Genomic DNA, 11,549 nt, shown 5'->3' with positions numbered 1-11,549 from the left:
CGCGGGGCGCCACCGGTCGCCACCGAGCCGCCGCAGCGCGGGCCAACGATAGTATGATGCCCAGCCGATGAGCCTCCCTACCCTCGGTGCCCTGCTGGTCGCCATCCTGACCTTCGTCATCGGCTGGAGCGTGGTCCTGCGCGATCACCGCCACCGCCCCTACGTCACCTTCACGGTGCTCAGCTTCAACCTCGCCTGCTGGTATCTCGCGCGGTTTTTCACGGCCACGCTCCATAGCGACCTCGCCTTTCGCCTCGGACTCTTCGTGGCGGCGGCAATTCCCCTCAACACCGAGCGCTTCTTTCGCTCGTTTCTGGCCGCCGATCCGCGCTACCCGCCGCCCCCCGCGCGAGCGGTGCTGGGCGGTACCCTGCTGCTCTATGCGCTCTTGGTCGTCGATCTCTTCTCTCCGCTGCATCGGTCGATGCTCTTCCTCGCGCCGGTCTTCGCCTTCATCTTCGCGTCGCTCTATCACTGCGTCTGGCTGATCTGGGCCCGTCAGCAGACGATGCCACCGCGTCCCGAGCGGACGCGCCTGACCTACCTCCTGGTCGGCGGCGCGGCCGCCGTGACCTTCGCCGGTCTGGATTTCCTGCCCTTGATGGGGGTCGCCTTCCCGCCGATCGGCAGCGTGCTGACCGTGCTCTACCTCTACTTCATCTCGCAGACGCTCTTTCACTACAGGCTGCTCGACATCAAGGAGCTGCTGGCCAAGGTCGTCACCCTGACGGCGCTGGTCTTGATCCTCAGCGTCATCTACGGCCTCTTGCTGGCCTGGGTCGGCCCCGATCGACCCGGCGTCTTCCTCTTCAACACGATCGTCGCGTCCTTCGTGATTCTGGTGATCTTCGAGCCGATGCGCGGCCTGCTCGAGGATCGCGTCAATCGCTGGCTCTTCGCCGAGAAGTACGAGTTCTCGCGGCGCCTACGCCAGCTGATCCGCGAGCTGGCCAACGTCATCGACGTGCGCACGCTGGTGTTCAACGTGCTGACCGAGCTCGAGCATTCGGGGCGGGTGACGCACGGCTCGATCTACCTCGCCAGCCCCGCGGGCACGACCTTCCGCCTCGCCGATCATCTCGGCCCGGCACCACCGGCCGAGCTCGACGCGCGCACGCGCCGGCTTTTCTTCGAGCGCTTGCGCGAGGCGGGCCTCTTCACGGTCGAAGGCCAGGAGCGGACGCTCGGTCAGCAGCTCGCCGACGGCAAGGAGGACGCGACCACGGTCACGCGCAACATCCTCGACACGATGGAGCAGCTGCACGCCGATGTCTGTCTGCCGCTGCTGGCCGACGGTCAGGTGCTCGGGATGCTGGCGCTGCGGGACGATCGGATGCGCGAGGCCTACGCCTCCGACGAGCTCGAGCTGCTACGCGAGGTGGCCGCTCAGGCGGCGATCACGCTCCATAACTCGCAGGTCTATCAGCAGATGAAGGAGCGCGACCGACTCGCCGCCCTCGGTCAGATGGCGGCCGGCCTGGCGCATGAGATCCGCAACCCGCTCGGCGCGATCAAGGGCGCGGCCCAGCTCCTGCGCGGCGCCGTGCCCCCACCGCCTGCCGAGGCGCCCCATCCCGAAACCGGCGCGAGCGGCGACGACGCGGCCGCGAACACTGACGCGGGCGCCGACGAGCCGGAGCTGATCGACATCATCGTCCAGGAGGTCAACCGCCTGGATCACGTCGTCGCGCAGTTCCTCGGCTACGCGCGACCCGACCGCGGCGATCGCCAGCTCTTGCATATCAACCAGGTGCTGCAGCGCAGCGCCCAGCTCCTGCGCTCGCAGCACCAGGACGCCGCGCTCGAGACCCAGCTCGCCCCGGACCTGCCGCAGGTGCGCGTCGACGCCGATCAGCTCCATCAGGTCTTTCTCAACCTGGCGATCAACGGCCTCGAGGCGATGGGCGGCCAGGGCCAGCTCCAGCTCGAGACGCGCGCCCGCCACGCGTTTCGCGGGGGACGATCGACCCAGCTCGTGGAGATCTCCTTCTCCGACAGCGGGCGCGGCATCCCGTCCGAGCACCTCGACAGCATCTTCATTCCCTTCTTCACCACGCGCGAACGCGGGACGGGGCTCGGGCTGCCGATCTGTCAGCGCATCGTCGAGAGCCACGGGGGGACGATCGAGGTCCAGTCGACCCCAGGTCAGGGATCGACCTTCACCGTGGTGCTGCCGACCGCCGACGAGGGCGACGGCACGGGCCGCCAGCTCAGTCCGAGCACCCGCACGCTGCGCCTGCGCCCGACGGCCACGCCCGCAGGCGCCGCCGCGCCGGCGCCTGCGCCGACGCCGGCACCAACGACAACGCCGACGCCGACGCCCGAGCCGACACCAACGACAACGCCGACTCCGAGCGACGGAGCGTGATTCACGCTGGCGGGCGACGCTTGACGATCGCGGCAGAACTGCTTAGACGCCAGGAGCGAGGCTTCCGCGCGGACGGCAGCTCGCTGAGCACTGCAATGGTCGGAGCGCTGTATCCGGGGTCGGAACGAGGGGGTTGCGATGAAGGGCGTTAAAAAGGGGGGGCGATCGATGAAGGGCGCTACAACGAGGTCGGTCGGTCTGCGAGCGGCGATCGGAAATTTTCGCTGGGTCCTGAGCCCAGCGATCGTGCTCGGGCTGGTCGCGAGCGGGGCGAAAGCTGAGGCGTGGGGAGGCTTCTCCGGGATGGGTTTCCGGGGAGACGCATGGTCGGCCGCGCGCGGCGAGGTCGGGCCCAGGCACGAAACAATCACGCACGAACCCATTCGGTCGAGGCCGCTTGCACGCCTCGCCAGCGCGAAACAGTCACTGGGGCGCGGTCTGGGAGTCGTTGCGCTCAGCACCGCCTTGGTGACCTTGCCAGGATGCATGCACCTGGATGCGCGGGAGGCCCCCGCCGAGCGTGCCGCTACGGCATGTGCTTCGGCCACCGTCATTGGCATGCTGCTTTTTCCTGCTGGCTTCATCATGCACTCCGCCAACAGCGGTGGCTGCAGCGGTTCCGGATCGGGCGGCTCCACCAGCTACTGACCTCGAGCCGGCACGATCGTCGCGCAGCTCCTCAGGCCGGCAGCGCATCGGGCTGCAACCATCGCCGTTGACAGGGCCGGCCGACGGCAGTCAATAATGCCGCCGTCCACCGCATTGCCGTCCACCGCATTGAGGGTCAACCGCGGCGCGCCCGGATCGCCAGGCCCCAACGAGACGAGGTTGGTTCATGCGCTATTGCCACCACGGAGCAGCTCGACCACGCACCCCCGCGGGAGGCGGTCTTCGTCGCCTGCTGCAGCTCACCGCAGCGCTGGTCGCGCTGCTGAGCGCCGGCGCCGCGCTGGCGCAGGATGCGGCCACTCAGCAGGCAAAAGACCACTTCGACGAGGGGCAGAACCTCTACCTGCAAGGCGACTTCCTCGCCGCTGCGCTGCGCTTTCGCGGCGCCTATGAGGCCAAGCCCTTCAGCGCCTTCCTCTTCAACGTGGCTGTCTGCTACGAGAAGAATAAGGACTACCAGCGCGCGCTGGAGTTCTACGAGCGCTTCCTCGCCGCCGAGCCGCGCAGCCAAGATCACACCTTGGTCGAGCAGCGCATCAGCGCGATTCGCAGCTACCTCAGCCCCCCGGCGCTGACGGACGCTTCGTCCGCTCCAACCTCGCAGCCGACCAGCCAGCCCGTGCGACCGGGCCTGCCGACGCTGCCGCCCGTGCAGCCCAAGGGCCTGGTGGTGATCGAGTCCAGCCCGGAGGGGGCGGCGATCTATCTCGGCGACAAGAAGGCCGGCATCTTCACGCGCGCGCCCTACACGGGCAGCCTGCCACCCGGCCAACAGACCCTGATCATCGAGCTCAAGGACTTCACCACCGTGCGCAAGACCGTCGGCGTGCGGACCGACCGCCTGACCTACCTCTACTTCGCGCTGACGCCCCAGCGGAACCTCGGCTGGATCGAGGTCAAGGGCAACATCCCCGGCGCCAGCGTCTACTTCGACCAGCGCAAGTTCGGCGCGGTCGGGCACACGCCCTACAGCGGGTACCTCCTGCCCGGGCGCCGCAAGGTCACCGTGGCGCGCGACGGTTACGCGGACTTCGAGCGCGAGGTCAACGTGGTCGCCGGACAGACTCACGTCGTCAACTTCGAGCTCGAGGCGGTCCGCCACGGCTGGCTGCGGGTCACCGGCCGCACGACCCGTGGGGCCCAAATCCGCGTCGACGGCAAGGTCGTGGTCTGCAGCGGCACGCCCTGCCGCTCGGAGCTGGCGGTCGGCGACCATCGCGTGAGCGTCGAACGTGAGGGCCATAAGCCCTACGAGACGCGGATCACCGTCGCCAAGGCCGAGGAGGTCCAGCTCGCGGTGCGGCTGCACCCCAAACCCTCGCGGACCAAGGCCTACGTCTCCTTCGGCATGGCCGCCGCGCTGCTCGGCGCCGGCATCGGCGCCGGCATCGTCAGCAACAAGCGCAAGGACGCGATCGAGGGCGACATCAACGGCGGCGTGCTGATCGACCGCTCGGACGGCCGCTTCCTCGAGGGGCGCGTGGCGGCCGTTGTCGCCGACTCGCTCTTCGCGCTGGGCGGCGTCGTCGGCATCCTCGGCGTCTACTACCTCGTGCGCAATGAGGGGCCCGACTCCTACGGCGAGACCGAGACGCGTCACATCGCGCTGACCCCGCTGCTCGGCCCGACCTTTGCCGGCGTCACCACGGAAGTGAGGTTCTGATGAGACCTTCACGCACCTCCCTCAGGGCGCGCCGCTGCTCGGCGCTGGGGCTGCTGCTCGCTACCACGACCGCGACGGCCGGCTGCAGCTTCGGGCCCTTCGACGATCTCGAGCAACAGGTGCCCGTGGCCCGCGTCGAGCGCGGCGGCGGCCTCAACGCCGACTTCTTCGGCGGCTTGATTCTCGGCCTGCGCCTGCCCGAGGGCGACGAGGGTGGCGCGCTGCTGGCGGCCGGCAGCGGCAGCCGACCCGGGCTGCTGAGCGCCCGCTTCGGCATCGACGGCGAGCACCGCACGACCGCGTCGAGCGGCAGCCAATACCGGACCGCGCTCGATCTCGAGGAGGCCCAGCCGCGGAGCCTGGCCGCCGTGCCGGCGAGCCTCGCGCCGCTGGCCCCTGTGGAGGCCCGACTGGCCTATGTCGGTGCCACCAGCGGCCAGGAGGGGCGCGTCGTCCTCGCCGACTTCGCGGCCTTCAAGGCGCTGGCGACGCTTCGCCCCGCCGACCTCGCGCAGGCGGTGGACTTCGGCGCTGCGGTCGTCGGCTTCGCCCTCGGCGACGGCGAGGCCAAGTCGAGCGGGCTGCTGGTCGGCGGACGGGGCCGCCTGTGGGCCTACCGCTTCGCCGACTGGCCGCGCGACCCGGCCGAGCAGTTGATCGCCGAGGTGGGCGCGAGCTGGCCCTCGAGTGCCGCGCCGGAGAGCACCTTCACCACGCTGGCCGCCGGCAACCTCGACGGCAGCGCCGACGGCGCCGATGAGTTGATCGTCGCGGCGGCCGACAGCAACTTCGTCGCCGTGCTGCGACCGAGCGCGGGCCTGACGGGCTGCGCGGGCAGCTCGACGGGGGGCTGTCCGCTGACCGTGATTCCGGCCCCGACGGGCGCAACGGGCTTCGGTCGCGCCCTGCTCGTCGCCAACATCGACGCCGATCCCGAGCCCGAGCTGCTGGTCGGCGCGCCCAAGAGCGCTGGCGGCAGCGGCGCCGTCTACGCCTTCGACTTCGACAGCGACGCGAAGGCCACGCTGCGTTTCACGCTCGAGGCGCCCGAGGCCGGTGAGGCGTTCGGCCACGCCCTGGCGATCGGCCGCTTCGAGGGCTCCGAGCGCGTGCTCCTCGCCGTCGGGGCGCCAGCCGCGCAGGTCAACGACGCGACCAGCGCCGGCCGGATCTATCTCTTCAAGCTCGAGGCCTCGACCGAGCCGCCGGTCAAGCTGCGCGGCGCCGAACTGGGCGACGCCGCGGCGGGGCAGCTGCTCGGGCAAACGCTGACCGTCGTGCCTTTTCGCCGCGGCGAAGCCACTGCCGAGCTGCTGGCGACCAACGGCACGGACGCCGCCCTCGTCTTCTTCGCCAACCTCACCGACCAGCAGCTCGACCTGCGCGTGCGCTAGCGCCCGTGCCGGCACGGCGGGCACGAGCGGGCCGCCACCCGCCCAACAGCAAGACGGCGGACGAATGCCCGACCTGAAGACGATCCTCGTCGCCGACGATGAACCCAGCCTGCGGCGGGTCCTTGGCAGCATCATCCAACGCCAGGGACATCGCGTGATCACCGCCAGCGACGGACAGGGCGCCTTGGCTGCGCTGCGCAAGGCGGAGGTCAACACGATCGTCACCGACCTCCGCATGCCGCAGGTGGACGGCATGGAGCTGCTGCGCCGGGCCATCGCTGAATACCCCGACGTCCCCGTCGTCATCCTCACGGCCCACGGATCGGTGGACAGCGCGGTGGCCGCCGTCAAGCTCGGCGCCTTCGACTACCTCGAGAAGCCCTTCGAGCAGCAACAGATCCAGGACGTGATCGCCAAGGCGCTGCGAACGAACGAGCTGCGCCGGCGCGAGATGCGACTGGGGGGCGCGACCACGATCAATGGGCGCTTCGGCCTGGTCGGCACCTCCGCGCCGATGCGCACGGTCTACAACGTGATCGAGAAGGTCGCCGACACCCCCTCGACCGTGCTGATCACGGGCGAGTCCGGCACGGGGAAGGAGCTGGTCGCCAAGGCGATTCACGAGCAGAGCGCCCGCCGCGAGAAGGCCTTGATCAAGGTCAACTGCGCCGCTATCCCCGAGGCACTGATCGAGAGTGAGCTCTTCGGCCACGAGCGCGGGGCCTTCACCGGTGCGGTCAGTGCCAAACCCGGGCGTTTCGAGCTGGCCGAGAGCGGCACGCTCTTCCTCGACGAGGTGGGCGAGATCCCGCTCGAGATGCAGGTCAAGTTGTTGCGGGCGCTGCAGGAGGGCGAGTTCGATCGGGTGGGTGGCATCAAGACCGTCAAGGTCGACGTGCGTCTGGTGACGGCGACGAACCGCGACCTCGGCAAGGAGGTCGAGAGCGGACGCTTCCGTGAGGACCTGTTCTACCGGCTCAATGTCGTCCCGATTCACCTGCCGCCCCTGCGCGAGCGCCGGTCCGACATCCCGCTGCTGGTGGATCACATCCTCGAGCGCTTTCGCACGCGCCTGGGCAAGAGCATCAGCGCCCTCGACCCCGAGGCGCTCGCCGTGCTCGCGCAACACGACTGGCCGGGTAACATCCGCGAGCTCGAGAACCTGCTCGAACGGAGCGTGCTCTTTTGTGAGCATGAGATCATCACGGCGAAGGATCTCCCTGCTCCGCTCGGCGGCGGGACCAGCGAGCGGCCCGCGCTCGTGGCGGGTGATTCCAGTCTGAAGGAAATCGTCCGCGCGGAGACCGAGCGCGTGGAGCGGCAACTGATCCTCAGCGCGCTCGAGGAAACGGGCGGAAACGTGACCCACGCGGCCAAGCGCCTCAAGATCAGCCGGAAGAGCTTGCAGACCAAAATGAAGGAGCTGGCCCTGCGAGACCCCGAGGGAGGAGCCCAAAAAGGTTGACGAATAATCGAGCCGCACGCTACTAACGACTGCGAGCCTGGGCCAACGTCATGTATATCTCTTCAGTGTCATTGATCTTTCCTCGTCGGGTGCGAGGCTTCGCGGCCTGCCTCTGCGCCGCGGCCTCGATGCTCGGCGCGCGCCTGCCGACGGCGCAGGCCGCCGACGCTACCGAGCTGGCGAGCGGCTTCGAGCCCGGCGACGCCCTCGACGCGCGCGTCTCACTCGACTACCGCCGTCGGCCTATCGCGGGGCGATCGATCGCGAGGCCGTCGGCCGGGTCGCCGGCCAGGCGAGTGTGCAGCGGATCAAGGAGCTGCGCTTCAGCCAGACACGGCATGTCCTCGCGCCGCGCGTCGAGGTCGGCATTTGGCGCGACCTCCAGCTCCACCTCGAATTGCCGATTGTCGTGGCCGACGACCGCAGCCTCAACTTCGCCCAGAACGGCGGCGCGCCCTGCGGGGACCCTCGGACGACGAGCTGCGTCACCTCCGAGAATTCGTCGCTGGTGCGTGACGGGCTGCTCGACGGCGGCCAGATGACGCCCAATCAGGTCGCGGTCGCCAACGCCAGCGGCCCGCCGGGTGGGCGCGTGCTGCCGACGCGCAGCGGCGTCGATCAGCTCTACCTGGGCATCGCCTGGGCAGCGGTCAACCAACGCCGCGATCCGAGCAAGCCAACCTGGGTCAATGGCTTCGAGGCGCGCCTCGCGGTCGGGTCGCCGATGGAATACGACGCCACCACCGACCCGCGCCGCAACACCTCGGTCGGCCGCGGCCTCCACGAGCTGCGCTTCCACACCAGCGTCTCGCGCCGCTTCCGCTGGGTCGAGCCCTGGTTCAGCGCGCACTACCTGCTGCCGATTGCGGCGAAGGATTCGCTCTTCGCCAAGACAGAGTTCCCGCGCTCCGGACAGCAACGCGCCCAGCCACAACATAGCGCGGGCGGAGAGGTCGGCGCTGCCTTCGTGGCCTGGGAGCGACCCGCGCAGCATTACGCCGTGACCATCGAGGCGAGCACGGCCCTGCAGGCGACCTTCGAGGGAAGGGGCTACTCGCCGATGTGGGAGGTCTTCGCCAATAGCCCGCAGCTGGGTCGTGCCTGCCACCCCGCGCCGGGCGGAGCCGACCAGCTCACCCCCTGGGACAACGGGAACTACTGCGCCGCAGCCGGCGATACCCTGCCCTATCCGGGGATCACCAGCATCGAGAACCACCTAAGCGTGACGGGGACCCTCGGCGTGCGCGCGCAGCTCACGCGCTGGGCCCATCTTCGCTTGGGGCTGGCGCTCGGTCATGAGCAGGGCCACTACATCACCTTCGCCAGCGTCGGCCGCGGCAGTGATCCGAACCAGGAAATTCAGATATCCGACCCCTTTCAGGTCAACCCGAGCTTCCAGCCGCTGGTCGACACCGTGGGCCGCCGTTTTCGCATCTCGGACGTGACGACCTTCGACTTCTCGCTCGGCGCCGTCGCGATGTTTTGAGCCGCCCGGCCAACCGCGTCACCAGGCCGCGGCCGTCGCCGCCGCCGCGGGGCCACGGCGCGGCCTGCACCGCAACAGGCCACGCCCGTCGATAGTGTGAAATAATCACGGCAGTGCTCGCCCCGAACCATAGATTCGGCCCCTACAAGCTGGTGCGCAGGATCGCTGTCGGCGGCATGGCCGAGGTCTTCCTGGCCAAGAGCGAGGGCGTCGCCGGCTTCGAGAAGTACTGCGCGCTGAAGGTCATCCACCCCGACCTCGCGAGCGACGAGAGCTTCGCGCAGATGCTGATCGAGGAGGCGAAGATCGCCGTCAGCCTCTCGCACGCCAACATCGCCCAGGTCTACGAGCTCGGCCAGCTCGAGGGCACGTACTACATCGCCATGGAGTACGTGGAGGGCGCCGACCTCTACCGCATCTTGCAGCGCCTCGACCGGCAGCACGCACTCGTCCCGCTCGACGTCGCGACCTATATTGGCCAACAGGTCGCCACCGGTCTGCACTATGCCCATAGCCAGCTCGACGAGGCCCGTCGCCCGCGCAACATCGTCCATCGCGACATCAGCCCGCAGAACGTCCTGCTCTCGTACGCCGGCGAGGTGAAGATCGTCGACTTCGGCATCGCCAAGGCAGCAGACAGCCGGCGCCAAACCGAGGTCGGTGTCCTCAAGGGCAAGTTCCGCTACATGGCGCCCGAGCAGGCGCGCGGGGGCCGCCTCGACCATCGGGCCGATATCTTCTCGGCGGGCGCGATCCTCTGGGAGATCTTGACCGGACGCGCGCTCTACGCCGAGGAGGGTGCTGAAGCGCTGCTGCAGCTCGTACGCGAGGCCGACGTGCCGCCGCCCAGCCGACTGCGCAGCGACATCCCCCCGCCGCTCGAAGCGATCGTCCTGCGGGCGCTGGCGCGCCATCCGGACGATCGCTGGCCCTCTGCGCTCGAGTTCCAGGCCCGCCTGACCTCGTTTCTCTCGTCCTATGCGCCGGATTTCACCGCGGAGCGAGCGGCCCGCTTCGTCCAAGCGACGATCGGCAGCGTCCCAGACGGGGCGCCGCGCCCCCCTCGCCCGCCCACCGAGCTGACCTCCGCAGGCCCCGACGACGTCCCGACCATGATCGGCGACGATCCCCTCGGGCTGCTCGACGAACGCGCGCTCGCGGCCGAGTTCGCCGGTACGTCGATGGCCGGGGATCCCACACTGGCCGACGCCACCTTTGGCTTGCTCGACGCGCTCTCCTCAGGGGAGGACGAGGCGACGACGCCCGCGCCACAGCCCGACGAGGGCAAGCGGCCAACGCCCACGCTGCATCAGGTGCTCGACTTTCCGCCCTATGCCGGCCCGACACGCGCCCGCGCCGCGGCCCACGACACGGGCACAACGCCTCTCCAGCAGCGACATCGCGCGCCTTCGGGCGCAGCGCCCTCCAGCGTCGAGGGGTACCGCCCGCGCGTCAGCGCCGCCGGGGACCGCGCGCCCTCGCCCCTTGCGGGCCCCGCGTCGACCGCGCGCCACCGCCGCTCGGCTGAGGAGCGGGAGGGGAAGGGGACGCCGCCTACGCCCTTGCTCGCCTCCCGCGCCCGGCGCAGCACGGGGCTGCATCCACTCGATCAGGCCCTGCGCCAGCACGCTCGCCGCCCGACCAGCGCGCGCGCAGCGAGCGCTGGCAAGACAGCCGAGCGCGCGCTCGCCTCGCGATCCACGCCCTCGAGCGCCGCCCACGCGCCAGGCCGGCGACTGACCGGCGCCGGGATCGGACTGCCGACGGGACTGCGAGTGCGCCCGCGACGGATTATGCGACGCACGCTGCTGCTCTTGGCCCTGGCGAGCGCGGCCGTCGTCGGCGGCTGGGTCGCGATCGAGCGCTGGGATCCCTTTCCGGGCAGTGCCGTGCTGGAGATTATCTCCGTGCCCAGCGGCGCGGCGGTGACGATCAATGGGCGCCCCTTGGGCCAACCCACTCCGGTGACGGTCGGCCTTTCCCCCCCGCTGCAAGCGATGCGGGTCGCGCTGACCCTGGAGGGCTACCAGCGCTGGAGCACGCGCACGTCCTTTCGGCCACGCGAGCGTCGCCAGCGGCTCGTCGCCTCGCTGACGCCCGCCACCGGGAGCCTGACGGTCGATTCGAATCCTCAGGGCGCGGCGGTCTACGTCAATCAAACGCGACGCGGGATCACGCCCCTCACCCTCTCGAACCTGACGCTGACGGATCGCCTGACGATCGAGCTGCGCCACCGGGGCTACCAGCTCGAGGCGCCGCGTGCTGCGTTGGGAGAGCGCCACGGAGCAGAAGCTGAGTATCTCGCTCCGCCGCTCGGAATGAGCCGGCACAGCGGCCACCCTGCTTCCACAGCGCCGCCTCGCCGCCCTCGCCGAAGGGCTCCCGGGGGCCCTGCCCCAGACCACCGGGGAACAGCGTTCTGGCGCCACAGCGGCCTCCACGGCCCAGGCACATCTCCGTGTTTATCTTGGCGTTTGACAGCCCCTTCCAGGCCGTGTTAGGCG

The 11,549-nt window shown here is 69.8% G+C and carries 6 protein-coding genes; all 6 read left to right on the top strand.

What is annotated here, in order from left to right; all coding sequences use genetic code 11:
• Window positions 1-67 precede the first annotated feature (67 nt).
• The 6 genes from IPL40_03420 to IPL40_03395 all read left to right on the top strand — a co-directional run bounded on the left by IPL40_03420 (window position 68) and on the right by IPL40_03395 (window position 11,546).
• Window positions 68-2,368 carry a GAF domain-containing protein gene (locus tag IPL40_03420; protein ID MBK8480218.1) on the top strand — a complete coding sequence of 767 codons (2,301 nt, stop codon included), beginning with the start codon at window positions 68-70 and terminating at the stop codon, window positions 2,366-2,368.
• Between the two features lie 835 nt (window positions 2,369-3,203).
• Window positions 3,204-4,700: a PEGA domain-containing protein gene (locus tag IPL40_03415; GenBank protein MBK8480217.1), complete on the top strand. Its 1,497-nt coding sequence runs from the start codon at window positions 3,204-3,206 to the stop codon at window positions 4,698-4,700.
• Window positions 4,700-6,094 carry a hypothetical protein gene (locus IPL40_03410; protein MBK8480216.1) on the top strand — a complete coding sequence of 465 codons (1,395 nt, stop codon included), beginning with the start codon at window positions 4,700-4,702 and terminating at the stop codon, window positions 6,092-6,094. The genes IPL40_03415 and IPL40_03410 overlap by 1 nt, the downstream gene beginning before the upstream one ends.
• A 73-nt stretch (window positions 6,095-6,167) precedes the next feature.
• Window positions 6,168-7,559: a sigma-54-dependent Fis family transcriptional regulator gene (locus IPL40_03405; GenBank protein ID MBK8480215.1), complete on the top strand. Its 1,392-nt coding sequence runs from the start codon at window positions 6,168-6,170 to the stop codon at window positions 7,557-7,559.
• 298 nt (window positions 7,560-7,857) lie between these two features.
• Window positions 7,858-9,045: a hypothetical protein gene (locus IPL40_03400; GenBank protein MBK8480214.1), complete on the top strand. Its 1,188-nt coding sequence runs from the start codon at window positions 7,858-7,860 to the stop codon at window positions 9,043-9,045.
• 152 nt (window positions 9,046-9,197) lie between these two features.
• Window positions 9,198-11,546: a protein kinase gene (locus IPL40_03395; GenBank protein MBK8480213.1), complete on the top strand. Its 2,349-nt coding sequence runs from the start codon at window positions 9,198-9,200 to the stop codon at window positions 11,544-11,546.
• Window positions 11,547-11,549 lie beyond the last annotated feature (3 nt).

The sequence above is a fragment of the Pseudomonadota bacterium genome, from assembly GCA_016711215.1.
Taxonomy (GTDB): Bacteria; Myxococcota_A; Polyangia.
Note: the sequence above shows the minus strand (reverse complement) of the source record. Positions and strands in the feature narration are given on the sequence as shown.